We start from the raw sequence: 26,991 nt of genomic DNA, 5'->3' as shown, positions 1-26,991 counted from the left end.
TTGCAGGAGTCGCCTCGGACCGCTGCTTCGCGTTCGGCTCTTGCTGCCGTGAGTGAGGTTCTTGACCCTCACGTGGCGTCAGGCTGCATAGTCGGTGCCGTGGAGGATCACTGGACCGTGGGACGTGTGGCCGAGCTGGCTGGCGTTAGCGTCCGCACGCTGCATCACTATGACGAGATCAGGCTCGTTCGGCCGTCGGCGCGGACCGTGGCCGGATACCGGGCCTATTCGGCGGGCGACGTGGAGCGGCTGCGGGAGGTGCTGGCCTATCGGCGGTTGGGCTTCGGGCTGCGGGAGGTTGCGGAACTGGTCGGCGACCCGTCCACCGACGCGGTCGCGCACCTGCGCCGACTGCGCGGCCTGCTGCTGGAGCGGCGTGATCGCGCTGACGCCATGGTGGCGGCCATCGACAGGGAACTTGAGGCACGGGCGAAGGGAGTGAAGGTGACACCGGAGGAGCAACTGGAGATACTCGGTGCACGACTGTACGACGCGATCGGCGGCGCCTACACCGCGACACGGCGTACCGAGCCGCGGATCGCCGCGCAGATCTGGGACGCGCTCGGGGACGCGCAGACGGTGCTGAACGTCGGGGCCGGCACCGGCTCCTACGAGCCTGCTGATCGCGACGTGACCGCGGTGGAGCCATCGGCGGTCATGCGGGGGCAGCGGCCTGCCGGCTCGGCGCCGTGCGTGGCCGCCGCCGCGGAGAGCCTGCCGTTCGAGGACCAGTCCTTCGACGTCGCGATGGCCGTTTCCACCGTTCATCACTGGGGGGACCCGATAGCGGGGCTGCGCGAGATGCGGCGCGTGGCCCGCCGCGTGGTGGTGCTCACGTTCGACACCGACGAGCCCGGATGGCAGGACCGGTTCTGGCTTACCCGCGACTACCTGCCCGAGTTCGCCGCCGTCCTCGCAGAATTTCCTTCGCTCGCTGGGATGGTCGACGCGATCGACGCCCGCGCTGAGCCGGTGTCCATTCCGTGGGACTGCGCTGATGGCCTGTTCGAGGCGTACTGGCGCCGACCGGGGGCGTACCTGGAGGATCACGTGCGCCGTGCGATGTCGGTGTGGACGAGGGTCGGGCCGGAGGCCGAGCAGCGGGCGGTGCGAAGCCTCAGTGACGACCTCGACTCCGGCCGGTGGGCCGAGCGCAACAGCGACCTCGCCGACCTCGACGCGGCAGATCTCGGCCTCCGCCTGCTCATAGCTTGAACCGCGTCGCAGGGTCAGCGTCATGGTGGCTCCTGGACGGCCCGCCGGCCATGTGCGGCGCTGAGCGGGTGCGACACGGTACGGAGGTCTGCCACGGCGTCGTCGGCCTTCGTCGCCGAACTGCTCGGCCGGTCACCCGGCAGTTGGGTACGGCAGCAGGCCCGCGTCGGTCTTCTCCCAGGCCGCTTTCAACTCCGCGAGCAGCTCCGGCCGCTCGGAGGCGAGGTCGGCCTGCTCGCGGGAGTCCCGCGCGAGGTCGTACAGATAGTCCGTGCCGTCGGCGTCCTGGTAGTACTTCCAATCGCCGCGCCGCAACGCCCGGTTGGCCCGTACCCGCCAGAAGAGGTCGCGTTCGCCGGGCGCGTGGCCGCGCAGCAGATATCCCGCCAGGCTGGTGCCGTCCAGCGGGTAGGCCGGGGCCGGCCTGGCGCCGCCCAGTTCCAGGAAGGTGGCGGTCCAGTCGGGCGAGAAGTTCGGCTCGTGACTGACCTGGCCCGGATTGATACGCCCCGGCCAGCGGACGATCGTCGGCACCCGGATGCCGCCTTCGAGGAGCTGGAACTTCCCACCGCTCAGGGGCCAGTTGTCGGTGTACTTGGCGACAGAGCCGCCGTCGAAGTGGCCGAGGACGCTGAAGATCTCACCGGCGTCGGTGACCGCGCGGATCTTCGCGGCGATCCCGGCGCCGGTCTCCGCGTCGCCCTCGGCGAGCCAGGGCCAGTGCGGGGTGGTGAAGTTGAGGTTGAGCAGCCAGGGCTGTGCGTGGTCGCGGCCGATGTACTCCACGGCCCGTTCGGTCAGGACGTTGGTGTAGTAGCGCAGGTCCTGGTAGGTGGCGTCGCCTTCGTAGAGGTCGTAGTCGCCGAGGTCGCCGAGCTTGGAGAAGTACTCCAGTGCGCCACCGTGGTTGCCGAAGAACTCGTCCCAACCGGACTTGGTGGGGCTGTAGTTCGGCAGCCAGCCGCAGTGCCACTTGCCGATGAGCGCGGTGGAGTAGCCGGCCGTCCGCAGCAGCGAGGCCAGGGTCGGGTGTGTGGGGTCGAGTCCGAGCGTACGGTTGGCGATGGGCTCGGCGAGCCCGCCCTTGGTACGGCCCGGATAGCGGCCGGTGTAGAGGCTGAACCGGGTGGGCGAGCAGGTCGCGGATCCGGCGTACGCGTCGGTGAAGCGGACACCCTGCCGGGCGAGGCGGTCCAGGTTGGGGGTCTTGATATGCGGTGCGCCGTACGACGAGAGGTCGGCCCAGCCGAGGTCGTCGCCGAGGATGACCAGCAGATTGGGTCGCCGCCCGCTGCTTGCGCCGGTGCGCGCCCGGAAGGGCTGCTCGGCCGTCGTACCGCTACTGGCGACGGCCGGCGAAGCGGCGGCCGTCCCGGCTATGGCGGACAGTGCGCCACCGCCGATCAAGCCGCCCAGCGCACGGCGCGATAAACCGTCCTGGGCATCGGAGGAGGGCAGGGGGGAGCGTTCGGACATGCGTTTTCCTCAGGTCAGAGATGAAGGGGAACGCGCGTGGGCGCGCGGCGGGAGGGAACCGAAGAGGACAGATGGCGCTGGACTGCCGGCACAGATCGACATGCCGCGCCCCACGAGCACGGCAGGCGTGCCCAGGTGGTGGTGGTGGCCGGCGCCAGAGACCATGGCGACGACGCTGCCAGCGGGACGACCGGACCGTCAAGACGGCGTCCATACTGTGGCCGTCGGCGATCGGCTGGCGCGGTTGCGAGTGGATGTCTCAGCTACTCCGCGCTTCGGGGCGCGGGGCATCGGCCGCATCTGTGGTACTCAGACCTAGCGCGCGCCGACCCACTCGATGACCCTCTGGTTTCGCCATCATCGCGGCCAGCATGGCCACGGCCTGTTCGCTCCTGCTGCCGGGCTCCGCGTAGAGGAGTCCGAGGACCTGCCCGCCGGCACCCGGGATCTGGAGCTTCTGGTGGTAGAGGTCGATCGGGCCGAGCTGGGGGTGGCGGATGCCGAGCCGGGGCAGGGCGCCGTGCATGGGCTTGACGTCGTGCCGGGACCAGAGGCGGCGGAAGTCCGGGCTCTTGACTGACAGCTCCCCGACGAGCTCGGTCAGCTCGGGGTCATCGACGTCGGGACCGGCGAAGGCGCGCAGGCCGGCCGCGGCGGCGGCCCGGCGGGCCTCGATGTCGTCATAGAGCTGATCGGCGATCGGATCCAGGAAGGTGGCGCGGACGAAGTTGGTGCCCGGCACCAGCAGCGGAAGCACGGCCGTGGCCAGTGTGTTCGCGGCCAGCACGTTCGTGAGCCGGCCGGTGACGTAGGCGGGCGTGGTCGGGTCGAGGGACCGCAGCAGTACGTCGATCTGCGGCGAGACCTTCTCGGCCCTGCGCCGTGGTGCGCGGCGGGGCGCCGGCGCCAGGAGCCGGTGCAGGTGCGCGGTCGCGTGCTCATCGAGCTGGAGCGCTCGCGCGAGCGCTTCCAGGACCATGGTCGACGGGTGCCGGTCGCGGCCTTGCTCCAAACGGACGTAGTACTCGGTACTGATCCCAGCGAGCATCGCCAGCTCCGAGCGGCGCAGCCCGGGCACGCGGCGACGGTCCAGCTCGGGGATGCCGACGTCCTCCGGCCGCACCAACTCCCGCCGTGCGCGCAGGAACTCACCCATCGCATTGCCCTCGGCCATGCGCCGAGCTTACGGCGCCCGGGCGGCTCGGACGTGGCCCCATCAGGGCCACCCCCGGCAGGGATCTGGCTGACCCGTGGCGGACGGCACAAACTCCAATCACCGCCGAACGACGTGGCCGCGGCTCGCTGCAGCCAGCGGAAGGTCCGTCGATCAGCTACCACAGATAGAAGAGGATCTCCTGATGCATGTCTTCGTCACCGGCGCGACCGGCTTCGTCGGCTCTGCCGTCGTCCGCGAACTCCTCGAAGCAGGGCACAAGGTCGTCGGCCTCGCCCGCTCGGACGCGGCTGCCGCGGCGTTGACGGCTGTCGGCGCCGAGGCGCACCGCGCCGCTCTCGACGACCTCGACGGCTTGCGTGACGCCGCCGCCGCGTCCGACGGCGTCATCCACACCGCGTACACCCGCGACGCCCCGCGGCACGAGGAGACGACACTGTCGCAGTACGAGTACGCGGCGCGCACCGATCGGCGGGCCATCGAGACCCTCGGCGCCGCTCTCGAGGGCTCCGGCCGGCCACTGGTCGTGACCTCCGGCACGCTGGCGCTCAAGCCGGGGACCGTCGGGACCGAACGCGACCCGCTCGCGCTGCCCCCCGGCTCGCCGGTAGCGGCCCGCCTCCCCAATGAGCAGGTGGCGCTCTCCCTGGCCTCCAGTGGCGTGCGCTCGTCAGTCGTGCGCCTGTCCCCGACCGTGCACGGTGAAGGAGACCACGGCTTCATGCCGGCCCTGATCGGTATAGCCCGCGGCAAGGGCGTCTCGGGCTATCTCGGCGACGGGGCCAATCACTGGCCGGCGGTGCACCGGCTGGATGCCGCCCGCCTCTTCCGGCTCGCGCTCGAGAAGGCTCCGGCGGGCACCATCCTGCACGGGGTCGCTGAGCAGGGCGTGCCGATCCGCGACATCGCCCAGGTGATCGGCCGCCGGCTAGACCTGCCGGTGGCCTCGATCTCCCAGGACGACGCCGGCGAGCACTTCGGCTGGCTGGCCGGCTTCCTCGGGATGGACGTCCCGGTCTCGAGCGCGCTGACTCGCGAACTTCTGGGATGGCAGCCGACGCACGCCGATCTCCTCGACGATATGGGACAGGGCCACTACTTCGAGGTCTAGGCCGGACCTGCGCTTTCGCCGAAGTGCGGCAGAACCATCTCGACCAGCGCGGCGACGTCGGCGTCGACCATCGGCTCGCCGGTCATGCCCATCCGGTGGAGCAAGGTTCCGACGACGACGTCGATGAAGAACAGGACCCGGTTCTCCGGCTCGCCGAGCGCGTCCTGGAGCGCGAGCCGGTACGGGTCCTGCAACCGCGAGGACAGGACCTCGCGCAGAGCCGGATCACTGACGGCGTCACTGAACACGCCCGCGAACGCGTCACCGACCCCGGGCTCGCCGATCTTCGCCGCGATCCAGCGGATGGCCGAGGTCATGAGCTCGGCTCGACCGGTGCCCGCCAACGGCACCGGGCCGAACGCGTCAAGGAGGCAGTCCACGATCAACGCGCCCTTCGACGGCCAGCGACGGTAGATCGTCGTCTTCGCGACGCCGGCCACCGCGGCGATGCGTTCGACGGTGGCACGCGCGTAGCCGAGCTCGTGGACCGTGCTCAGCGTCGCGGCGAAGACCACGGCGTGGACGCCGGAGCGCGGGCGACCTGGTGGTCTGGCGGATGTGGTCGCTCGGGTCATGCCCACACCCTAACCTCTTGCGCTACCATGAGTATCGATACTTGAGGTATCGAAACTCTGGAGGACACATGAGCGAGGTCACGGGTACGGAGCGGCCGCCGCTGGGCATCCGGTTGATGAGTGCCCTGGGAAAGGAGCCGGACTGGTCGACGATGACGGCCGAGGAACTGGTCACCTTGCGCGACACGGTGAACCGCAAGCGGGCGTCCCGTCTGGCGCGGTTGATCATCGGGTTTCCGGACCGCGGCGCCACGATCGAGTGGCAGGAAGTGGCGCTGCCCGATCGCAGGCTCAAGGTCCGGGTGTCCCGGCCCTCGCCCGGGCGCGAAGGCGCCGACCGGGCCGGCCTGCCACTCGTGCTCCACGTGCACGGAGGCGGGTTCGTGGGCACGGCGGTGCAGAGCGACTGGGTGAACAGCCACCTCGCCGCGCGGCTGCCCGCGGTCGTCGTCTCGGTCGAGCACCGCCTCCTCGACGCGGAGACTCCGATGTCGGCGGCCGTCGACGACGGCTGGGACGTGCTCCAGCACGTGGTGCGGCACGCCGCGCAGTGGGGAGTCGACCCGGCACGGACCGCCGTCTTCGGTGAGAGCACCGGCGCGATGGTCACCGCCCTGGCCGCGATCCGCGCCAGAGACTCCGGCCTGCCCCTGCGGGCGCAGGTGCTGGCCAACGCCCCGGTCGACCTGACCCCGACGGGGTTCGAGCACGCCTCGATGAGCCGGCACGCCGACAGCCCGATGCTCACCATGACGCAGATGCGGCTGTTCCAGCGATTCGCCGTTCCGCCGGGAACGGATCCTCGTGCGGTGTCGCCGCTGTACGCCGACGACCTGAGCGGGCTGGCCCCAGCGCTCGTGCTGGTGCCCACCATTGATCCGGTGGCCGATCACGGCCGCTGTTACGCCGAACGACTGCGCGCGGCCGGGACGCCCGCGCGGCTCACCGAATATCCCGGGGCGACGCACGCGTTCCTCAGCATGCCGGGCGTGGTGCCGCAGGCGAAGGCCGCGCGGGCGGAGATCGTCGAGTTCCTCCGGGGCGCCATCGTTCGGTGACGGGCCCTGGCCTGCCGCTTTCACCGACCACCCGACCAGCGGGGCCCATGTTCGGCAGGATGATCACATGACAGTGAAGGACGGAAAGCGGTGGAACCACAACATCCACTACCATCCCCACATCCTGCGCGCGGTCCCCGATGGCGCCCAGCGCGCCCTCGACATCGGCTGCGGCGAGGGCATGCTATCCCGCGCACTCCGGCAGGCCGTGCCACATGTCACCGGCATCGATCTTGACGCGACCAGCATCGACCATGCCCGCGGGTACCCGGACGACGTCGACTACATCCTCGGCGATTTCCTCACCCACCCGTTCGAGCCCGCCTCGTTCGACGTCATCGCGTCGGTGGCCACCCTGCATCACGTGGACGCCGCCACGGGGTTGGCCCGCATGCGCGACCTGCTGCGCCCCGGCGGCGTCCTGGCCATCGTCGGCTTGGCCCGCAGCAGCATGCCCAACGACCTGCCGCGCGACCTGGCCGGCGTCGTCGTCGGTGCCCTCCACCGCGCCGCGAAGGGCCAGTGGCAGCATCCGTCCCCCATGGTGTGGCCGCCGCCGGTGACGTACCCGCAGATGCGAGCGTTGGCGACAGAGATCCTGCCCGGCTCCCGGTATCGCCGCCACCTCCTGTTGCGCTACAGCATCATGTGGCGCAAGCCGCAGGACTGAGCGGGGTCAGCAAGCGGTCCGCTCAGAAGACCAGTCGCTGGAGGAACCCTGCCACGGCTCCTTCAGCGACCGACCATCACCTGAACAACGCTCTTAACCGCAGTGTTCGAAGCCGCTGGTGTACGAGCTGCTGCCGACCGAACCGCCCCACTTGACGCATTGTCCGGCCGCGTCCCGCTTGACCGGCCCCGCGTAATAGCCGTAGCTGCCCGAGTCGGTCGTCCCGCTTTCTCCTTCCGGCTCAAGGAATGCCGACACCGCCGACGCCGTGCCGAGGCTCGTCGTCTTCAACGTCGTGACGCAGTTGTAGCCATTGCCCGAGTTGTAGAGCAGATAGGTGCGGCCTCCGGTGAGGGCGGCCGAGTCGATGACCGAGTAACCGCTGCCGCAGACCTCCTCGGGGGTGTAGGGGTTGCCGCCGCAGGCGTTGGTGCTCGTAACGGCCTTCTTCGTGCCCAAGGGCACGTTCACGCCGTCCACGGTCGGGCTGGTGTCCATCGCGCCACTGGAGGTGCGCTGTTCGTAGTGCAGGTGCGGAGCGGTCGCGCCGCCCGTCGAGCCGACAGTCCCGATCACGGTGCCCTGACCGACGGCCATGGAGCTGCCGGCCGACTTCACCTGGGTCGCGAGGTGGGCGTATCGGGTACTGGTGCCGTCACTGTGATTGACCTGTACCCACTTGCCGTAGCTGGTGCTTCCCGCGTCATAGAAGTACGCGGTGCCCGCAGCGGTGGCACGTACGGTCTCACCGTTGATGTCATCGCTGCCGTAGTCCTGCCAGTCGATGGAGCCCGAGGGGTTGTGGGTGGGGGTCCAGTTGTTGGCGTAGAAGGTCTTCCCGCAGTTGAACGGGCTCTTGTGGGCCACGGCCAGGACGGCGCTGCCCTGCGCTGAGGCGGACTGGGGGACCAGCGCCGCCGCGAAAGTGACTAACAGGGCGGTGATCGCGAATCGGAGGGTCTTGGGCCAGGTCGGCCTGCCGGTTGTGGGCATGCTCACCTCTCTGAACAGGTGCGTTGGGGGGATGTGGTTAGGCGCCCAGTTCCTACGTTGGCGGCACGGTGATCCACTTCGACGGGGAGGGAAGGCCGCGGGAGGGAGGGTCGATCATGAACATAACTCTGAAAGTTCTCTTCATCAATCTTTGTGACATGAAATTTTGCGGCTTCTTGCGCTTGGCGTCGAGGCCGAGGTCATCCCCGATGGATCGTCAGCGGGGAACGTAGGCGTACCACGTGCCGGGCCGCACTCCTGGCAGCCGCCGCCTCTCCCACGCCAGCAGGAACGGCGCCGGGATCGACCGGCCCTTGTCGACGGCGACCACGGTCTTTCCCGCGTTCTGGGCACCGAGCACGGGGGCCGGCACCTCGCTGTCCTGCGGCCAGCGCAAGACGGTGTGCGCCTCGCACCCCATCCGGTAGGCGATCATCACCGCGTGCTCGCCGTACACCAGGCAAGGCCGGTGGACGGCGAACGTGGCCAACGCGCCGGCGACCTCGACGTCGGCCTGCCGCTTGGACAGGCGAGGCGAGACGACCTTGTCGAGCGTCAGGCCCTGCAGGGTGAACTGCGCGAGGAAGCCGGCGGCCACGAGAGCGGCACCGGCACGGCGAGCCGCTTGCCCGCGTGCCCCTTCCAGCGGCCAGAGCGCGCAGTGCGCGATCGGGAACACCAGCAGCGCGTACGTGGGCAGCAGGAACCGGGGCGCCGCGTAGCCGACCAGGAAGATGTACGGCACGGCCATCGACAGGCCGGTGAGGGCCGGCATCACGCACTCGGCCAGGCGTTCACGGCGTCGCGCCGCGTACAGGCCGAGCAGGACCAGGACGGGGATCGCGCACCACCAGAGCAGCCAGGGCAGCACAACGGGCCCGCAGTGCGCGGGAGGCCGGCAGAGCAACGGTCCGTTGAGCGCTCGAGCGTGCTCGTAAAGCGAGAAGTGCAGGCCGGTCTCGTTCGCCGCTCCGGCTGCCTGCCATCGAGCGACCAGGCCGCCGAAGCGGACGAATGCCTCGATGATCCAGTCGGCCCAGCCGGCCACCAGACCCACGATCAGGGCCGCCCCGGCTCCGATCCGCCGCCATCCCGGCTTGGCGAGCGCCACCGCGAGCGGGAGGACGAGCCAGACACTGTCCGGCGGGCGAAGCAGGGCCACCGCGGCCACGCTCACCGCCAGCCCTATCAGGGGCCCCCGCCCGCTGTCCGGCCGCGTGCAGCGCAGGAAGCAGCCGACGGCGGCCACCGCGCCGAACGCCACCCACATGTTCGGCATGGCCGCGCCGCCATAGAACAACGACAGCCACAAGGACGCGAACAGCAGGGCGGCGAGGGGCACCGTCGGTCCGGAGCGTACCCGCAGCCAGGTTCCGAACGACGCGTACAGTGCCACGGCCGACAGCAGGCTCAGATAGATCCGCAGCGCCTCCGTCGACGAGGTGATCAGCACCACCGGGGCGACGATCAGGGTGATTCCCCGAGCGCGGGGCGCGATGAACTCGGTGGCGGGCACCCGCGGGTCGACCTGGCTGACGTAGACGACCTCGTCCCACCCCACTCCCATCTTGGGAGTGACCCCGGCCAACTGGACGATCCCGTAGCAGACGGCTACCAGAATCAGCAGCGTGCGCCATGGATCGGCCCGTAGCCACGAACGAAGCGATTTGGTTGATCCCACCTGCCTTTACTTAGCGCCGGTCGGCTCCGGAGGGCGGACATGGCGACGAGACTTGCCGGAAGGGATGCACACTCATGAAGCTCCGGCGCGAGCCGATGGGTCACGGGCGCGCGGCGGTGATGGTGGTGTGGAGTGCCTTGAGGGCGGAGACGTAGATCTCGGAGAAGGTGGGGAAGGGCTGGATGGTGTCGCGCAGCACGGCGAGCGGGACCTCGGCGCGAATGGCCAGGGTGGCCTGCTGCAGCCACTCGCCGGCCTCCGGGCCGAGCGCGTAGGCGCCGGTCAGCCGCTCGCCGTCGGACAGCAGGGTCAGGAATCCGTTGGACTGGGCGTAGGCGCGCGTGTAGGTGGCCGTTTTGGCCACCTCGGACACCGGGACGGTGGCGGCGAACCGGGCCTCGGCGGCACCGACCGCGGCTGCTTGCGGGTCGGTGTAGACGACGTCCGGTATGGCCGCGTAATTGGCCTCGCGGGGCTCGCCGAGGATGTTGGCGGCGACGACTTCGCCCTGGTATTTGCCTACATGGGTCAGCAGCCGTACGCCGGTGACGTCGCCGATCGCCCACAGCCGCTCTCCGGCCCGCAGCCGCGCGTCGACCGGGATCCCGTGCCCGTCGGCTTTCACGCCGACCGTTTCCAGGCCGATCCCGTCCACGCGCGGACGCCGGCCGGTGGCCACGAGCAGGCGGTCGCCGCGCAGCTCGCCGCCGTCGTCGAGGATGAGGACGTAGTCCTCACCGTCGCGCCGCGCGGCGGTCGCGTGCACGCCCAGCCGCAGCTCGATGCCGTCGGCGCGCAGCACCTCGCCGAGCGCCTCGCCCAGTGGCGCGGGCTCGTGGGCGAGCAGGTGCGCGGCGGCCTCGGCGAGGGCCACCTCGCCGCCCAAGCGCCGTACGGCCTGGGCCATCTCGACGCCGACCGGCCCGCCACCCAGGACGAGCAGGCGGCGCGGGACGGCCTTCATGCCGGTCACCTCGCGGTTGGTCCACACGCCGTCGAGTTCGCGCAGGCCCGGGATGGGCGGGACAACCGGATCCGAGCCGGTCGCCACGACGACATGCCGGGCGGAGTGGCGTACGCCATCGACCTCGACCTCGCCGATTCCGGTGAGCTTGCCGGTTCCCCGCAGCAGGGCGATGCCCTTGTCCGCCAGCCAGCGTTCCTGCCCGGCGTCGGAGTAGTCCGAGACCATGAAGTCACGCCAGGCCAGCGCCGCCCCGACGTCGACCTGCGCGGTGGCCGCCGCCTCGCGCGCGTCGTGCACCGCCTCTCCTGGGCGCAGCAGCGTCTTGGACGGGATGCACGCCCGGTAGGAGCACTCGCCCCCGACCAGATCGCGCTCGACCAGCGCGACGCGCAGGCCGCCGTCGGCGAGTTCGCCGGCGCAATGCTCGCCCGGCGAGCCGGCGCCCACGACGATGACGTCGTAGTCGCTCATGCGCTCGCCCCCGGGCCGGGGCGGCCTGTCTGCTCATCGACCATGTACTGCGCGTACCAGTCCGGCCAGTCCGGGTCGGGCTGCCCGATCTCCTCCTCGTGCTTGCCGTGCGCGGCCTCCGCACGGCGCAACGCGGCGGCCAACTCGGCCGTGGAACCATAGGTCGCCTGCATGCCAGTACTCCTCTTCGCAAAGGATCGCGCCGACCGGAGCTCGCAGGTCACCGGCCCGGCAGGCGGGTGGTGATCTCCTGGAGGAACCAGCCGTTGCCGTCCGGGTCGCTGAACGACGCGAACGAGCCGTAGCTGGCACGGTCCGGATCCGGGCCGGAGACCCGTTCCCGGGTCCCGGCGTGGTGGAACACGCCACCCGAGTCGTGGAACACCTCGCTCATCTCGGCGCCACGGTCGACCAGCTCGGCCCGGGCCGCCTCGATGTCGGTCACTATCAGGTACAGGCCCTGCGCCGAGCCCGGAGTGGCCGAGGTGACGCCGGTGCCGAAGATGACCGAGCACCCCGATCCTGGGGGTGTCAGCTGCACCACCCGGAAGTCCTCCCCGGTGGCGACGTCGGCATCCTCTCGCCAGCCCAGTGCTTTGTAGAAGTCCTTGGCCCGGTCCACATCGGCGACGGGCAGCACCACAACCTCGAGCTTCATGTCCACGATGTCAGCTCCCTCGGCTCCTGTGTCCTGACATCCACCCTCACCTCACGCATCGTGGAAGTACACAAACCTCATCAAATCGCTCGGGAAAGTCTTGGGGCGGGGAAGGGCAGCGTGGACTAGGTCGGGCCGCTCGCGCGGATGACGGCCGGGCCGTGGCCGTACCAGCGGTGGATGGCTCGACGTAGCGCCCGGGGGTCGGTGAAGCCGACTCGCGCGGCGATGGACTCCACGCTGAGCGAGGTCTCCCGCAGCAGGCGGTCCACCCGGCGCTGCCGAAGCTTTTCCAGCTCTTCCCGCCAACTGGTGCCCTCATCGCGCAGGCGTCGCTGGAGGGTGCGGGGGCTCATGGCCAGCCGGCCGGCCACCTGGTCCAGGCCCGGCGGGCCGTCGGCGACCGCGGACTCGAGAATGGCGTGGAAGCGGTCGAGCCAGCCCAGCACCGGCCGGGCGGCCGCAATGGACAGTCGCGCATGGTCGTTCAGGATCGCGGCGAGCGCGGGGTCGGCGCGGGGCAGGGGAACGTCCATGTCCGCCTCGGCGAACGTGACCGATGGATGGTCGGCCTCGAACTCGATGCTTCTGGTGTCGTACAGCTCGACAAGACGCCTGGCGTCGGTGGGCGGGCGGTGCGGAAGCCGTACGCGCACCGGTGTGAGCCGTCGCCCGGCTCCCAGGCTCGTCACCGTGAGCAGCATGTACGGCACGAATTCCGCGATCATCGGGTATTCCGGATGGCTGCGGTAGGGGCCCTGCCAGCCGACTGTCGTTCCGCCGTCGTCGTCGTGTGTGACGAGGAGCTGGTCGGCGGGGTCGGCGATGGCCGTGAAGTGGCGGCTGGAGGCGCGCAGTGCGTCGCCGAGGGTGCTGGAGACGGAGAAAAGGTAGTCCCACACACCCAGCGCGCCCGGCCGCCACAGCTCCATGACCCGCTTGCTGCTACCCGTTCCCCACATCGGGCTGGAGATCAGTTCCCAGACCCGCAGGATGGTCGCGGTGGGGATGCGGATCCCGTTCTCATCCAGCACGGAGAGGCCGGGAACGCCGACCAGGGACGATCGATCCAGGCCGGCGGCGATGCCCGCGCGGAGCAGTAAGCGGGTCAGATGGGGGGAGACGGTGCCTTTCGCGGTGTCTGCCACCACGCCGTCTCGCATCGTGTTGTTCACCATCAACGGCCTGTCTCCCGGGGCGGCGATGATCCGCCAAGCCTGACATACCGGAAAAAGAGGATATGTCGCAATTTGGGTGGCGTCTTCGGCCCACTCGGTGGCGCCTTCGGCCCTCCTGACGGAGCGTTCGGGTTCCTACCTTTATGGACAGGCAGCCCTTGACGGGGCCGTGACGCAATCCGAGAGGAAACGCGATGGAGAACACTCTGTTCGACTACAGCCCGATCGTCGGACGCGAACCGATCCGCTGGCCAGGAGGCGCCCGCGTCGCCTTCTACGTGGGCCTGAACGTTGAGCATTTCACGATCGACCGCCCCTCCACCAGCATCAACGAAGCGACCGCGACGCTGGTGCCGGATCCGCTGAACTACGGCTGGCGCGACTACGGCCCGCGGGTGGCGATCTGGCGCGTGATGGAGGTTCTCGACCGGCACGGGCTCCGGGCGAGCACGTTGCTCAACGCCGACGTGTGCGAGCAGTACCCCCAGATCATCGAGGCGGGCAACGCCCGCGGCTGGGCATGGCTCGCCCACGGCAAGAACAACTCCACGCTCCAGGCCGACGTCAACGACGAGCGCGCCTACCTGAGCGAGGTGGTGGACACCATCCAGAAGGCCACCGGGCAGCGGCCGCGCGGCTGGCTCGGTCCCGCGCTCACCGAGACGTTCCAGACGCCGTCCCTGCTCGCCGAGCTCGGCCTGACCTACGTGCTGGACTGGACCAACGACGACCAGCCGTACCGGTTGAACGTCCCGGGGATGCTGAGCGTGCCGTACTCGCTCGAACTCAACGACCTGGGCATTTTCACGATGCACGGCATGAGCGGCGACGACTTCGTGCAACTGGTCAAGGATCAGTTCGACCAGCTCTATGCCGAGTCCGCCGACAGCGGGCGGGTCATGGCGTTGGCGTTGCACCCGTTCGTCATCGGCCAGGCGTTCCGCGCGAAGTACCTCGATCAGGCACTTGAGTACATCGTCCAGCACCCCGGCGTGTGGCTGACGACGAGCGACGAGATCGCCGAGCACTACGCGAGCACGGGCACGAGCACAGCTCCCTGACGACTCCCGGATGGGGCCCGGCGAGGCGCGCAAGCCCACCACCGTACGTACAAGAGTGGGCTCAGCGCTCGCGGGGAGGCTGGTCGGACGCGGGGAGAACACTGTCGACCACCTTGCGAAGATAAGCCTCGTCGGGCAGCGGGAGATGGACCATGAGGCGGTGGAAGATCGGCCCGTACACCACGTCCATGATCACATCCAGATCGGCGCCGGGCGGCAGGTGCCCCTGATCCTGAGCCTTGCGCAGGCGGTGCTTGAACTGATCGATGCGCGGGCCGATCCACTGGCGATGCATTTGCTCGGCGAGGCCGGGGTCATGCTGGGCCTCGGTGAGCACCCCGATGAAGGCCGATCGTGTGCGCGGCGCGCTCAGCACGTCAATGACCCCGGACAGCTGAGTACACAGGTCGGCGACGAGATCGCCGGTGTCCGGGAAGACCGTGGGCCGCACCGCGGCATCGTGAACGGCCTCCAGGACGACCGCGCCTTTGGACGGCCACCACCGGTAGACCGTTTTCTTGCTCACGCCCGCACGGGCGGCGATGCCTTCCACCGTCACCTGCGCATATCCCTGCTCGGCGCACAGGTCGAGCGTCGCGTCGAGGGTGGCGCGGCGGCTCTTCTCGCTGCGGCGTTGCGGATTCGGCGGATTCGGCATGTGCCCAGCCTATAGGGAAACGGAACGTGTCGTGTTGACAGGCCGAGCGCGAGAGATCGATACTCGCTAAGGCGACACGCCACGTATCGTGTCGGGCTTCCTCCGCCCGGTCCCGAACGCCGGCCGATGAGATATGAGGACGGTTCACATGCCTAAGATCGATGTGCTCGACTCGACGATGCACTACGAGGAGACCGGCAGCGGCGCTGCCTGGGTCTTCCTGCACGGCAATCCTGGTTCGTCCCGGCTGTGGCGCAAGGTGCTGCCCGCGGTCGGCTCGGAGGTCCGGCTGCTGGCCCCCGACCTCATCGGTATGGGGCGCTCAGGCAGGCCGAACGTGCCGTACCGGTTCGGCGACCACGCCCGCTACCTGGACGCCTGGTTCGACCGGATGGGTCTGGAAGAGGTGGTGCTGGTCGGCCACGATTGGGGCGGATCGCTGGCCTTCGACTGGGCGGCCCGGCACCCCGGCCGCGTCCGCGGCGTGGCCTTCTTCGAGACGATCGTCCGGCCGATGTCCTGGAGCGAGCTGGGCGATGGGCCGCGCACCCGCGCCGAGGCCATGCGCGGACCGCAGGGCGAGACGCTGGTGCTCGACCAGGACTTCTTTGTGCGTTCGGCTTTCACCGGCGGCGTGCTCAACCCGCTCCCCGAGGAAGAGATCCAGGCCTATCTGGAGTTCTATCCGACCCGCGAGAGCCGCCGCCCCCTTCTGGAATGGGCCCGTTCCCTCCCCTTGGACGGCGAGCCCGCCGACGTCGCCGAACGCGTCGAGCAGTACGACGCCTGGCTGGCCACCAGCACCGACGTCCCCAAACTCCTGCTCACCTTCGACTCCTCGCCGACCCTCCTCATCGACGACCGCATGGCCGCGTGGTGCGCCGCGAACATCGCCGCTCTGGAGACCCGGCACTGCGGCCCGGCCGGCCACCACGCCCCCGAAGACCAACCCGAGACCATCGCCAAAGCGATCACCGACTGGGCCGCCCACCACCGCCTGGACGCCTCTCGACCGTGATGATGGGGGCGCTGGTCGCCGTGAACTACGCTGCCGGGATGGCCAAGGCTGACGAACGGGCGGAACGGGTTGCGGAGTCGCGGTTCCCGCCGAGGCGGGTGGCGGGTCGGGGGCGTGGCTGGTACCGAGGTGACTGCCACGTGCATTCGGTGCACTCGAACGGCGGAGAGCTGACGCCGGAGCGGCTGGCGGCCGGTGCCCGTGAGGCGGGGCTGGACTTCATCGCGACCACCGAGCACAACACGTCCGACGCGCACGCCGCGTGGGGTTCGCACGCCACCGGTCTGCTGGTGATCCTGGGCCAGGAGGTCACCACCCGGACCGGGCACTGGCTGGCGCTGGGCATCGACCCGGGGCAGGTGGTCGACTGGCGATACGGCTTACGCGACGACGTGGTCGACCGGCATCTCGACCAGGTACGTCGAGCCGGTGGGCTGTGCGTGGCGGCCCACCCGCACGCGCCGTACCCCTCCGGCGTGTTCATGTATCCGTTCCAGAAGTTCGACGTGGTCGAGGTGTGGAACGGGCTGTGGACCTCGGACCTGCCCTGGAACGCCGACAACGAGGCAGCGCTGGCCGAGTGGGGCCGCGGTCTGGCCGCCGACATCCACGGCGGGCGATGGCGGCCCGCGATGGGAAACAGCGACACCCATCTGGAGGGCCAGATCGGTACACCGCACACCGTCGTGCTGGCCGAGGAACTGAGCACGGACGCGGTCCTCGCCGGCATCCGGGCCGGCCGCAGCTGGATCGCCGAGTCGGCCGCCATCGAACTGTCGCTCACGGTCTCCGCCGGTGATCGCAGCGCCGGGATCGGTGAGCGGCTGACGACCCGCGACGAGCCGGCGCTGGTACGGGTGGACGTACGCGGTGTGCCATCCGGCACGGTCAGCTTCCACACCGATCGCGGCAAGGCGCACCGCGAATCGTTGCCCAGCGATGGATCAGGCGCCGTGGAGTGGCGTACCAGCGCGGCGGAATCGGCGTTCGTCCGCGTCGAAGTACGCCACGCCGAAGGGCGCATGGCGGCGCTCAGCAACCCGATCATTCTGACCTGAACCGGGGGTCTAATCCTTCGCCAGCGCTGCGAGGAGGCGGTCCTCGGTCACCTCGGCGCCGCTGAGCTGCGCGCTGATCGCGCCGTCGCGCAGCACCACCACGCTGTCGCAGTTGCCCGCCAGCTCGGCCACGTCCGAGGAGATCAGCAGGATGGCCAGCCCGTCCACGGCCAGCTCGTCGAGCAGCGACTGCATCTCCAGCTTGGTGGCCACGTCGACGCCGCGGGTCGGCTCGTCGAGCAGCAGCACCTTGGGGTGCATGGCCAGCCAGCGGGCCAGCAGCACCTTCTGCTGGTTGCCGCCCGACAGCTCGCCCGCGGGCTGGCGCGGTGAGACGGCCTTGATGCCGAGCCGGTTCATGAACGTCTCGACGATGCCGTCGATCTGCGCGTCGGAGACGATCCCGGCCCGGGACAGCCGGGGGAGTGCGGCCAGCGCGATGTTGTCGCGTACCGACAGCGTGGGGACGATGCCCTCGGTCTTCCTGTTCTCGGGTACGAGGCCGACGCCGGCGCGGATGGCGCTCCTGATCGACCACTTGCGGGCCGCCGCCCCGGCCACGGTCACCTGGCCCGCGTCCACCGGCATGACACCGGCGATCGCCCTGGCCGTCTCGCTGCGCCCGGCGCCGAGCAGGCCGCCGAGGCCGACGACCTCGCCCGCGCGCACCGCCAGCGACACGCCGTCGAGCACGTGGTGACGGGTGAGCCCCTTCGCCTCCAGCACCGGCTCGTCGGCCGGCTCGTCCGGTTCGCCGGGCTCGATCGGTTCCTCCACCGGGTGGAACGGCCGGCCGAGCATGAGCGACACCAGCCGGAGCCGATCCAGCCCGGCCAGCGGGCCGGTGTGCACGACGCGGCCGTCACGCAGCACGGTGACGTGGTCGCAGACCTCGTACAGCTCCTCCAGCCGATGGGTGACGTAGACGACCGAGCGGCCCTCGTCGCGCAGCCGGGCCACCGCGCCGAACAGCGTCTCCAGCTCGGCGTGCTCCAGCGCGGAGGTGGGCTCGTCCATGATGACCAGGCGGGCGTCGGCGGTGGCCGCCCTGGCCAGCGCCACGAGCTGTCTGGCCCCCTCGCTCAGCGTGCCCAGGGGTTTGCGGACGTCGGTACGCAGGCCGTACTCGGCCAGGACCTGCTCGGCGCGGGCGTTGGCGGCCGTGAAGTCGATCAGCCCGAGGCGGCTGCGCGGCTCCCTGCCGAGCAGCAGGTTGCGGGCGATGCTCATGGTCGGGACCAGGTTCGTCTCCTGGTGGATGGTGGCGATGCCGGCCCGCCTGGCCTCGGCCGGGCTGCCGAACCTGACGGGCTCGTCCAGGTATCGCAGCTGGCCCGCGTCCGGCTGGTAGACGCCGGACAGCACCTTGACCAGGGTGGATTTGCCGGCCCCGTTGCCGCCGATCAGCGCGTGCACCTCGCCGGGGCGCACGGAGAGCGTGACGTGGTCCAGCGCGGTCACGCCCTGGAATGTCTTGAGAACGCCGGCCACCTGTATCACGCTTGCCTCCGCCTCGATCGTGGTCGCGGAAGGAAACAATCCAGTAACAGAAACGTCACATTCGATCAGATGCGGGCGATGTGCAGCCTGACGCCCCTGCCGCTCAGCTCGTCGAGCACGTCGCCCGGCGCGCCCTCGTCGGTGACCAGATGGCCGATCTGCTCGGCGGCGACGGTCTGCACCATCGTGTCGACGCCGATCTTGGTGTGGTCGGCCAGCACCACGACCTCCTCGGCGGCCGCGGCCAGCGCCCGGTCGACACCCGCCACCTGCATGTTGGGGGTGGACAGGCCGCGTTCGGCGGTGAGCCCGTTGCCGGAGATGAACGCCCGGCGCACCCGCAGCCCGGACAGTGAGTGCTCGGCCGCGCTGCCCACCAGGGCCAGGATCGAACCGCGCAGCGAGCCACCGGTCAGCATCACCTCGATCCGCGGCGAGCCGGCCAGCACCTGGGCGACCAGCAGGGAGTTGGTCACCACGGCGAGCTCCGCGTGCCTGGTCAGGCGGCGGGCGAACTCCTGCGTGGTGGTGCCGGGCCCGACGACGATGGCGTCGCCGTCCTCGACCAGCGCCACGGCGAGGTCGGCGATCGCGGCCTTCTCGGCGGCCTCCAGCGAGACCTTGTGCGTGTAGCCCGCCTCGCGCGACAGCTCGCCGGGCAGGGTGGCCCCGCCGTGGTGGCGGTTGAGCAGGCCCTCCGACTCCAGCGCGCGCAGGTCGCGGCGGACGGTCACCTCGGAGGAGTGCACGGATTGGGCGAGCTCGCGCAGGGACACGGCGCCGTTGGCACGCACCAGCTCAAGGATGCGCTGCCGGCGTTCCGCGGCGAACACCGGCCTGCGGCCGTCGCTCTGCGTGTCGCTCACGACCCGATCATAGACGAATGCTCAACTCCGGCTCACCTCTGATCATATGAGAACGAATTTGATCGGAAATCTTGACCGGCTCGGTCCATGGATGCTTATTTGGGACCCAGGAAGGGTCATAACCTGTCCGATCTTGATCGGCTGGTATGCCCCAGCGCGAAAGGACACTCTGTGCGAAAGTCACTCGCGGCAATGATCGCCGTGCTGCTGGCCGTGTTATGGCAGGCTCCCACCCCGGCGGGCGCCGCGGCCGAACGGCACGGGCTGCGCGGCGACTACTACCTCGCCTCGGCGGCCGGCGCGTTCGACTTCGGCGAGCTCAAGGCCAGCGTCGTGGACCCGAGTCTGGAACTGGCCGACCTCAACCCGACGTTGAAGCTGCTGACCGGTAGGGAGGACGACGTCACCGTCCGGTGGACCGGCAAGATCCGGCCCGAGCACTCCGAGACGTACACGTTCTCGATCATCGGCGACAACGGCTTCCGGCTCTGGGTGGACGGCAAGGCCGTCATCGACCACTGGGTGGACGACTGGGACAGGGAGCAGGTGGGCACGCCCATCGCGCTGGAGGCGGGCAAGGACTACGACATCAAGGTCGAGTACTTCGAGCACTTCGGCGGGGCGAACCTGCACCTGCGCTGGCAGAGCGCCAGCCAGCCGAAGGTGGCCGTGCCGTCCGAGGCGTTCACGCCGCCGGACGGGTTCGACCCGCCCGGGCCCACCGAGGCGAAGGTCGGTTCGACGGGTGACCTGGCCACGCTGACGTTCGCCAAGGCGCTCGCCCCGCTGCCCGCCGACCTGACCGACCACCTGGTCCTCACAGTCGCCGGCACCAAATGGCCCGTAACCTCCGTAGTCCTGAAAAATCGGGACACGGTGGTGCTTAAGCTGAAATATCCGGTTCCGGCTAAGGCGGGGAGCACGCTGCGCGCCGCCTACGACGGCACCGGCCTCTCCTTCGCCGACGGCACGCCCGTCGCCGCGTTCCCCTACGCCTTCGTCGCCAACGAGTCCGCCTACATCCTCAAGACCCGCTGGTCCAAGGACGTGAACCCGGCGAACCCGCTGCCCGAGTACCCGCGCCCCCAACTGGTCAGGGACAGGTGGCGCAGCCTCAACGGCACCTGGCAGTTCGCCGCCGCCAAGCCGGGCGAGGCCGTCCCCACCGGCCGTGACCTGGCCGAGCGCATCGTCGTCCCGTACCCGGTGGAGTCGCAGCTGTCCGGCATCGGCCGGCACGAGGACCGCATGTGGTACCGCAGGACGTTCGAGGTTCCGCGCTCGTGGAGCGGCGAGCGCCTGCTGCTGCACCTCGACGCGATCGACTGGGACGCCACGATCTACGTCAACGGCAAGCAGGTCGGCACGCACAAGGGCGGCTACGGCCGGATCACCGTGGACGTGACCGACGCGCTCAAGCGCGGCGGATCCCAGGAGCTCGTCGTCGGTGTCACCGACCCGACCGACAGCGGGCAGCAGCCCATCGGCAAGCAGCGGCTCGACCCGAGCGGCATCTGGTACACCGCCGTCTCCGGCATCTGGCAGACCGTCTGGATGGAGCCCGTCGCCCAGCAGCACATCGACCGCGTCGACACCGTGCCCGACGTCGCCGGCAAGGCGCTGCGCGTCACCGTCCAGGGCTCGGCCGGCACCGCCGTGGTCGTGGCCAAGGACGGCCACAAGGTCGTGGGCACGGTCACCGGCCCCGTCGGCACGGAGCTCCGGCTGCCGGTGCCGAACCCCAAGCTGTGGTCGCCGGACAAGCCCTTCCTGTACGACCTCACGGTCCGGGTGAAGCAGGACGAGATCACGTCCTACTTCGGGATGCGCACCATCTCGCTGGAGAACAACCGGATGCTCCTCAACGGCCGGCCGGTCTTCCAGATGGGCCCGCTCGACCAGGGCTTCTGGCCGGACGGCATCTACACCGCACCCACCGACGAAGCGCTCAAGTACGACCTCGTCCAGACCAAGAAGCTCGGCTTCAACACCGTGCGCAAGCACACCAAGGTCGAGTCCGACCGCTGGTACTACCACGCCGACAAGCTCGGCCTGCTCGTCTGGCAGGACATGCCCGCCATGTTCAAGACCGGCGACAAGCCGCAGTTCGAGACCGAACTGCGCGAGCTGGTGGACCAGCACCGCAGCAGCCCGTCGATCATCATGTGGGTGCCCTTCAACGAGGGCTGGGGCCAGTACGACCAGGCCCGCATCGCCGACCTGGTCAAGAGCTGGGACCCGTCCCGCCTGGTGAACAACATGAGCGGCATCAACTGCTGCGGAGCCCGCGACGGCGGCAACGGCGACGTCAAGGACTACCACATCTATCCCGGTCCGGGCGTGCCCGGCAAGCCCACCGACATCCGCGCGGTCGTGATCGGCGAGTACGGCGGCCTCGGTCTCCCGCTCATCGGCCACACCTGGTCGGGCGGCGGGTGGGGCTACGCGGTCGAACCCGACGCCGAGGCCCTCACCACCCGCTACGTCGGTATGGCCCAGGAATTGCAGAAGCTGCACGCCTGCGACCAGCTCAGCGCGGCGATCTACACCCAGACCACCGACGTCGAGACCGAGCTCAACGGCCTCATGACCTATGACAGGGCCATCACCAAGCCCGACCTGGCCCGGGTTCACGACGCGAACAAGGCGCTCACCGACCAGATCTCCCCGGCCTGCGCCTGATAGGAAGGAACCCCCATGAATCTCCGGACAGCCTGCCTGGCGCTGGCCGTACTCCTCACCGCGTCGGCCTGCGCCAAGTCGGAGGAGCCGCAGAGCGCGCCCGCCGCCACCAGCACGGCCGGGCAGCAGGTCGTGCAGAGCCCCAGCGGCTCGGCGGGACCGACGTGCACGCTCGACCAGTTCGGCGGCAAGAAGTTCGACCTCAAGACGGCCACCGTCGGCTTCTCCCAGTCGGAGAAGGAGGCCAACCCGTTCCGCATCGCCGAGACCAAGTCGATCAAGGACGAGGCGGCCAAGCTCGGCATCGCCAACCTCAAGGTCACCAACGCCCAGTCGCAGTTCTCCAAGCAGATCACCGACGTGCAGCAGCTCATCGCCCAGGGCGTGCAGTTGCTGGTCATCGCGCCGCTGAACTCCGACGGCTGGGAGCCGGTGCTCCAGCAGGCCGCGGCCAAGAAGGTGCCGATCATCACGGTCGACAGGAAGATCAACGCCAAGGCGTGCAGCGACTACCTGACGTTCATCGGCTCCGACTTCCACGAGCAGGGCAAGCGGGCCGCCGACCGGATGATCGACGCCCTGTCCGGCAAGGGCAAGGTCGCCATCCTGCTCGGCGCGCCCGGCAACAACGTCACCACCGAGCGGACCAACGGCTTCAAGGAGCGGATCACGGAGAAGGCGCCGGGCATCCAGATCTCCTTCGAGCAGACCGGCGAGTTCGCCCGCGAGAAGGGCCAGCAGGTCACCGAGCAGCTCATCCAGTCCAACCCCGACATCAACGGCATCTACGCGGAGAACGACGAGATGGCGCTCGGCGCGGTCACCGCACTGAAGGGCGCGGGCAAGGAGGCGGGCACCATCAAGATCGTGTCCGTCGACGGCACCCGTAGCGCCGTCCAGGGCATCGCCGACGGCTGGTTGCACTCGGTCATCGAGTCCAACCCCCGCTTCGGGCCGCTCGCCTTCGAGACCGCGCAGAAGTTCCTCGACGGCCAGTCCATCCCCGACAAGGTGATCATCTCCGACCGCGACTACGACACGTCCAACGCCAAGGACTCCCTCGGTGAGGCGTACTGATTTGGAAGCGGTTCTCGAGGCGAAGGGGATCAGCAAGCGCTTCCCCGGCGTACTCGCTCTCGACGGTGTGCATCTCGCCCTCCTCCCCGGCGAGGTGCACGCCCTCGTGGGGGAGAACGGCGCGGGCAAGTCCACGCTGATCAAGGTCTTCACCGGCGTGTACCATCCCGACGGCGGCGAGTTGCGCCACCTTGGCGCGCCCGCCGCCTTCGGCACGCCGCTCGACGCGCAGCGCGCCGGGATCTCCACCATCTACCAGGAGGTCAACCTCGTCCCGATGATGAGCGTCGCCCGCAACCTGCTGCTCGGCCGCGAACCACGCGGCCGCTTCGGGGTCATCGACGCCACGAGGATGTACGCCGAAGCCGCCCGGATCCTGTCCGGCTACGGCGTCGAGACCGACGTCAGGCGGCCGCTGCGGACACTCGGCATCGGCGCCCAGCAGATGGTCGCCCTGGCCAGGGCCGTGGCCGTCGACGCCCGCGTGGTCATCATGGACGAGCCCACCTCGTCCCTGGAGCCGCGCGAGGTCGAGACGCTGTTCGGGGTGATCAGGCGGCTGCGTGACGAGGGCATCGCCGTCATGTACGTCAGCCACCGGCTCGACGAGCTCTACCAGGTGTGCGACCGGGTGACCGTGCTCCGCGACGGCCGCGTCGCGCACACCGGGCCGCTCGCCGGGCTCGACCGGCTCAAGCTCATCTCGCTCATGCTGGGCCGCGACCTGAACGAGGTCAAAGCCGGCGGCCTGACCAGGTTCTCCCGCGATCGCCACCGCGCCGCCGACGGCCAGCCGCCGGCCGTCGAGGCGCGCGGCCTCACCCGGCGGCACGTCCTGGACGGGATCGACGTGTCCGTACGGCCCGGCGAGGTCGTGGGTCTCGGCGGCCTGCTCGGTGCGGGGCGTACCGAGACCGCCAAGGCCATCGTCGGGGCGATGCCCCTCGACGGCGGGCAGGTGCTCGTGGCCGGGCTGCCGCTGCGCGGCGGCTCCACCACCGCGGCGATCAGGGCGGGCATCAGCCTGCTGCCCGAGGACCGCAAGGCCGAGGGCATCGTCCCGACCCTGTCCGTCCGCGAGAACATCGCCCTGGCCGCCCTGCCCTCCCTGGCCAGGGCGGGCGTGGTGTCCGACGCGAAGATCGACCGGATGGTCGAGATCTTCATGCGGCGGCTGCGCATCAAGGCGGCCTCGCCGAACCAGCTCGTGTCGGAGCTGTCCGGCGGCAACCAGCAGAAGGTGCTGCTGGCCCGCTGGCTGGCCGTACGTCCCAAGGTGCTGCTGCTCGACGAGCCCACCCGCGGCATCGACGTGGGCGCCAAGGCCGAGGTGCAGGCGCTGATCGACGAGCTGGCCGCCGAGGGGCTGGGCGTGCTGCTGATCTCCTCCGACCTGGAGGAGCTGGTCGAGGGCGCCGACCGCATCCTGGTGCTGCGCGAGGGCGCGGTCGTCGGGGAGCTGACCGGTGACCAGGTGACCGAGGAGAGGATCATGGCGACGATCGCGGAGCAGTCCGATGACATGGTGACGATCGCGGAGCGGTCCGATGACTGAGCTCACCTCGAAGCCGGCGTTCCGGACCGACCTCAAGCCGCGGATCTTCGCCTGGGTGCAGGACTACGGCGTGTACGCGGCCGTACTGGCGCTGCTGCTGTTCAACGTGCTGTTCACGCCGCACTTCCTCGACGCGTCGAACTTCCGCACCCAGTTCGTCCAGGTCACGCCCATCGTGATCGTGTCGCTCGGCATGGCGCTGGTGATCGGCACCCAGGGCATCGACCTGTCCGTCGGCTCGGTCATGGCGCTGGCCGCCGCGCTCGTCGCCCTCTACCTGGGGTACGGCGCGCTGCCCGCGCTGATCGTCGCCGTGATCGGCGGCGCGGTCGTCGGCGCGGCCGGCGGGGCCCTGGTCGCCTACGTGGGCGTCCAGCCGATCGTGGCCACACTGGCGCTGCTCGTCGGCGTACGCGGCATCGCGAACGTCCTGGTGCCGCAGCTCGTTGAGTTCCGCAATCCGGACCTGATCGCGTTGGGCAGCAGTTCGGTGACCGGGATCCCGGTCATCGTGCTGATCGCGGCGGCGCTGACGCTGATCGTGCTGTTCGTGGTGCGGCGCACGACGTTCGGGCGGCAGGTCGTCGCGATCGGCGGCAACCGCTCGGCCAGCGAGCTGTCCGGGCTGCCGGTCAAACGGGTGCTACTGATCGTGTACGTGATCTCCGGGCTGCTCGCGGCGCTGGCCGGGGTGCTGGCGACGGCCCGCCTGCAGGCCAGCGACCCGACGTCGCTCGGCCTGTTCATCGAGCTGTCGGCGATCACCGCCGTCGTGGTCGGCGGCACGCCGCTCACCGGCGGGCGGATCAGGGTGCTCAGCACGGTCATGGGCGCGCTGCTCATGCAACTGCTCGCGGCGACGCTGATCAAGCACAACCTGCCGCAGTCGTGGACCCAGATGGTCCAGGCGGTCATCATCCTGGCCGCCGTCTACGCCACCAGGGAGCGTGCGAACCGATGATCTCCGTAGCCTCTTCACGGCGTGAGCAGGCGAGCCGGGTGCTTCAGCAGCACGGGGCGCTCATGGTGCTGGCGCTGCTGGTGATCGTGGGCAGCCTGGCCTTCGACTCCTTCGCCACGGCGGGGAACGCGGCCAGCGTGGTGGTCTCGTCGTCGTTCCTGGCGATCATCGCGATCGGGATGACGTTCGTCATCATCAGCGGCGGGATCGACCTGTCAGTGGGGTCGCTGTTCGTGCTGGGCGGGGTGCTGGCGGCCTACGGGTCCCAGTACGGCCTGCTCATGGCGCTGGCGTTGCCGTTGGGCGCGTGCGGGGTGGTCGGCTTGTTGCAGGGCCTCGTCATAGCTCGCACCGGTATGGCTCCTTTTATCGTGACATTGGCGGGTTTGTTGGGTGTGCGGGGGTTGATGCTCGCCATTTCTCAGGAGGGTGCCACCACCTATTTGGTGAAAAATCCTGCTTTTGCGTCATTGGGGCAGGGGGAGTTGCTCGGCCTGACGTACCCCGTGTACATCACCGCGGCGCTGGCGCTGGTCGCGATGGTGCTGCTGCAGCGGACCGGCTTCGGGCAGAACGTCTACGCGATCGGCGGCAACGAGCAGGCGGCGGCGCTCATGGGCGTGCCCGTGGCGCGCACCAAGGTGACCGTGTACGTGATGTCGGCCCTGCTGGCGGGCCTCGCGGGCGCGCTGAACGCGGCCCGGCTCTCGTCCGGGGTCACGATCCTGGGCATCGGGCTGGAACTGGACGCGATCGCCGCCGTCGTCATCGGCGGCACCCTGCTGACCGGCGGCGCGGGCGGGATCACCGGGACGGTGGCGGGGGTGCTGCTGCTGGGGGTGATCCAAAGCCTGATCAACCAGGTGGGGAACCTGACGTCGGCCTTCCAGCAGGTGGTCAGCGGGGCGTTCCTGGCGCTGGTGGTGGTGGCACAGCGGCTGCTGAGCAAGGCGCAACGACTGTCGTAACGGCTGTCACATCGGCGCGGCCCCTGGGGAGGTGATTTCCGGGGCTGTCGCGTTTGGTGGTTCGGCGGGATAACTGGCCGGGTCAGTCATTCACTGATGTTTTTTCACCTTTGCTTTCCCTGTCCGGGGAAATCCCTTTCGGCGTGGCGGCGGGAGGAGCCCAGTGGCGACTGTAAGTATTTTTTCTGTCACGCTGGGTCGCTCAGCGGGCAGGCATGGGCCGTCTTCCGGCCAATGGGTTAGCCGCGGTCATTGGCCGCGCTCCAAAAGAAACGGTACCTCTATGTTCACGCACACTCCCAAAACCGACGCCACAGCCATACCGACCCGGCCGGCGCGGCGGCGGCGCTCGGCAAAAGG

Annotated in this window: 24 protein-coding genes; 12 read left to right on the top strand and 12 right to left on the bottom strand. The window is 69.6% G+C overall.

All coding sequences use genetic code 11. From position 1 onward, the window contains the following. Positions 1–99: 99 nt before the first annotated feature. Positions 100–1,215, top strand: coding sequence for a MerR family transcriptional regulator (locus KLK06_RS07150; protein WP_214634495.1), 1,116 nt, complete (start codon positions 100–102; stop codon positions 1,213–1,215). 132 nt (positions 1,216–1,347) lie between these two features. Here the strand turns inward: KLK06_RS07150 and KLK06_RS07145 are convergent, their stop codons facing one another. Together KLK06_RS07145 and KLK06_RS07140 are read right to left on the bottom strand one after the other, a co-directional pair. Beyond that, the gene (locus KLK06_RS07145) at positions 1,348–2,691 is read right to left on the bottom strand and encodes a sulfatase (RefSeq protein ID WP_214634494.1); all 1,344 of its coding nucleotides are present in this window, start codon (positions 2,689–2,691) and stop codon (positions 1,348–1,350) included. Between the two features lie 259 nt (positions 2,692–2,950). Beyond that, positions 2,951–3,865: a helix-turn-helix transcriptional regulator gene (locus KLK06_RS07140; RefSeq protein WP_214634493.1), complete on the bottom strand. Its 915-nt coding sequence runs from the start codon at positions 3,863–3,865 to the stop codon at positions 2,951–2,953. Between the two features lie 184 nt (positions 3,866–4,049). Here KLK06_RS07140 and KLK06_RS07135 point away from each other — a divergent pair, with 184 nt between their 5' ends. Then, on the top strand, positions 4,050–4,976 hold the full coding sequence (locus KLK06_RS07135) for an SDR family oxidoreductase (protein ID WP_214634492.1): 927 nt from the start codon (positions 4,050–4,052) through the stop codon (positions 4,974–4,976). Here KLK06_RS07135 and KLK06_RS07130 read toward each other — a convergent pair. After that, positions 4,973–5,551, bottom strand: a complete 579-nt coding sequence (locus tag KLK06_RS07130) for a TetR/AcrR family transcriptional regulator (protein WP_214634491.1) — start codon at positions 5,549–5,551, stop codon at positions 4,973–4,975. The two genes, KLK06_RS07135 and KLK06_RS07130, sit on opposite strands and share 4 nt — an antisense overlap. A gap of 68 nt (positions 5,552–5,619) precedes the next feature. Between KLK06_RS07130 and KLK06_RS07125 the strand changes: the two genes are divergently transcribed. Then, positions 5,620–6,609: an alpha/beta hydrolase gene (locus tag KLK06_RS07125; RefSeq protein WP_214634490.1), complete on the top strand. Its 990-nt coding sequence runs from the start codon at positions 5,620–5,622 to the stop codon at positions 6,607–6,609. 67 nt (positions 6,610–6,676) lie between these two features. Continuing rightward, complete coding sequence (locus tag KLK06_RS07120) at positions 6,677–7,279, top strand: bifunctional 2-polyprenyl-6-hydroxyphenol methylase/3-demethylubiquinol 3-O-methyltransferase UbiG (RefSeq protein WP_214634489.1); 603 nt, start codon at positions 6,677–6,679, stop codon at positions 7,277–7,279. Positions 7,280–7,372: 93 nt separating this feature from the next. On the opposite strand, the gene KLK06_RS07115 is transcribed toward KLK06_RS07120, so the two are convergent. The 6 genes from KLK06_RS07115 to KLK06_RS07090 all read right to left on the bottom strand — a co-directional run bounded on the left by KLK06_RS07115 (position 7,373) and on the right by KLK06_RS07090 (position 13,227). After that, positions 7,373–8,272, bottom strand: coding sequence for a M23 family metallopeptidase (locus KLK06_RS07115; protein ID WP_214634488.1), 900 nt, complete (start codon positions 8,270–8,272; stop codon positions 7,373–7,375). 217 nt (positions 8,273–8,489) lie between these two features. After that, the gene (locus KLK06_RS07110) at positions 8,490–9,953 is read right to left on the bottom strand and encodes a hypothetical protein (RefSeq protein WP_214634487.1); all 1,464 of its coding nucleotides are present in this window, start codon (positions 9,951–9,953) and stop codon (positions 8,490–8,492) included. Between the two features lie 100 nt (positions 9,954–10,053). Further along, positions 10,054–11,391: an NAD(P)/FAD-dependent oxidoreductase gene (locus KLK06_RS07105; RefSeq protein ID WP_214634486.1), complete on the bottom strand. Its 1,338-nt coding sequence runs from the start codon at positions 11,389–11,391 to the stop codon at positions 10,054–10,056. Beyond that, positions 11,388–11,564 (bottom strand): hypothetical protein, encoded by a 177-nt coding sequence (locus KLK06_RS07100; protein ID WP_214634485.1) that lies wholly within the window; start codon positions 11,562–11,564, stop codon positions 11,388–11,390. The genes KLK06_RS07105 and KLK06_RS07100 overlap by 4 nt, the downstream gene beginning before the upstream one ends. A gap of 47 nt (positions 11,565–11,611) precedes the next feature. Then, positions 11,612–12,049: a VOC family protein gene (locus KLK06_RS07095; protein ID WP_250904963.1), complete on the bottom strand. Its 438-nt coding sequence runs from the start codon at positions 12,047–12,049 to the stop codon at positions 11,612–11,614. Positions 12,050–12,174: 125 nt separating this feature from the next. Further along, positions 12,175–13,227: an AraC family transcriptional regulator gene (locus KLK06_RS07090; RefSeq protein WP_214634483.1), complete on the bottom strand. Its 1,053-nt coding sequence runs from the start codon at positions 13,225–13,227 to the stop codon at positions 12,175–12,177. Positions 13,228–13,421: 194 nt separating this feature from the next. Here KLK06_RS07090 and KLK06_RS07085 point away from each other — a divergent pair, with 194 nt between their 5' ends. Next, positions 13,422–14,288 (top strand): polysaccharide deacetylase family protein, encoded by an 867-nt coding sequence (locus tag KLK06_RS07085; RefSeq protein ID WP_214634482.1) that lies wholly within the window; start codon positions 13,422–13,424, stop codon positions 14,286–14,288. A gap of 61 nt (positions 14,289–14,349) precedes the next feature. Here the strand turns inward: KLK06_RS07085 and KLK06_RS07080 are convergent, their stop codons facing one another. Beyond that, on the bottom strand, positions 14,350–14,946 hold the full coding sequence (locus KLK06_RS07080; protein ID WP_214634481.1) for a TetR/AcrR family transcriptional regulator: 597 nt from the start codon (positions 14,944–14,946) through the stop codon (positions 14,350–14,352). 148 nt (positions 14,947–15,094) lie between these two features. On the opposite strand from KLK06_RS07080, the gene KLK06_RS07075 reads away from it, so the two are divergent. Next, positions 15,095–15,964 carry a haloalkane dehalogenase gene (locus KLK06_RS07075; protein ID WP_214634480.1) on the top strand — a complete coding sequence of 290 codons (870 nt, stop codon included), beginning with the start codon at positions 15,095–15,097 and terminating at the stop codon, positions 15,962–15,964. Further along, positions 15,964–17,022, top strand: a complete 1,059-nt coding sequence (locus KLK06_RS07070) for a CehA/McbA family metallohydrolase (protein ID WP_308168152.1) — start codon at positions 15,964–15,966, stop codon at positions 17,020–17,022. The genes KLK06_RS07075 and KLK06_RS07070 overlap by 1 nt, the downstream gene beginning before the upstream one ends. Positions 17,023–17,031: 9 nt before the next feature. Here the strand turns inward: KLK06_RS07070 and KLK06_RS07065 are convergent, their stop codons facing one another. Together KLK06_RS07065 and KLK06_RS07060 are read right to left on the bottom strand one after the other, a co-directional pair. Then, positions 17,032–18,522: a sugar ABC transporter ATP-binding protein gene (locus KLK06_RS07065; RefSeq protein ID WP_214634478.1), complete on the bottom strand. Its 1,491-nt coding sequence runs from the start codon at positions 18,520–18,522 to the stop codon at positions 17,032–17,034. 65 nt (positions 18,523–18,587) lie between these two features. Then, the gene (locus KLK06_RS07060) at positions 18,588–19,388 is read right to left on the bottom strand and encodes a DeoR/GlpR family DNA-binding transcription regulator (protein WP_214634477.1); all 801 of its coding nucleotides are present in this window, start codon (positions 19,386–19,388) and stop codon (positions 18,588–18,590) included. Positions 19,389–19,559: 171 nt separating this feature from the next. Here KLK06_RS07060 and KLK06_RS07055 point away from each other — a divergent pair, with 171 nt between their 5' ends. Genes KLK06_RS07055 through KLK06_RS07035 form a run of 5 tightly spaced genes read left to right on the top strand, consistent with a single transcriptional unit; the run spans position 19,560 to position 26,631 of the window. Beyond that, positions 19,560–22,070, top strand: a complete 2,511-nt coding sequence (locus KLK06_RS07055) for a PA14 domain-containing protein (RefSeq protein WP_214634476.1) — start codon at positions 19,560–19,562, stop codon at positions 22,068–22,070. Positions 22,071–22,085: 15 nt separating this feature from the next. Beyond that, positions 22,086–23,147: an ABC transporter substrate-binding protein gene (locus KLK06_RS07050; RefSeq protein ID WP_214634475.1), complete on the top strand. Its 1,062-nt coding sequence runs from the start codon at positions 22,086–22,088 to the stop codon at positions 23,145–23,147. After that, entirely contained in the window at positions 23,134–24,702 is a 1,569-nt protein-coding gene (locus tag KLK06_RS07045; protein WP_214634474.1) for a sugar ABC transporter ATP-binding protein, read from the top strand. The genes KLK06_RS07050 and KLK06_RS07045 overlap by 14 nt, the downstream gene beginning before the upstream one ends. Then, entirely contained in the window at positions 24,695–25,663 is a 969-nt protein-coding gene (locus KLK06_RS07040) for an ABC transporter permease (RefSeq protein WP_214634473.1), read from the top strand. The genes KLK06_RS07045 and KLK06_RS07040 overlap by 8 nt, the downstream gene beginning before the upstream one ends. After that, on the top strand, positions 25,660–26,631 hold the full coding sequence (locus KLK06_RS07035) for an ABC transporter permease (protein ID WP_214634472.1): 972 nt from the start codon (positions 25,660–25,662) through the stop codon (positions 26,629–26,631). The genes KLK06_RS07040 and KLK06_RS07035 overlap by 4 nt, the downstream gene beginning before the upstream one ends. Positions 26,632–26,991: the final 360 nt, after the last annotated feature.

Source organism: Nonomuraea sp. NEAU-A123 (assembly GCF_018603905.1).
In the GTDB taxonomy this organism is placed as follows: Bacteria; Actinomycetota; Actinomycetes; order Streptosporangiales; family Streptosporangiaceae; genus Nonomuraea.
Note: the sequence above shows the minus strand (reverse complement) of the source record. Positions and strands in the feature narration are given on the sequence as shown.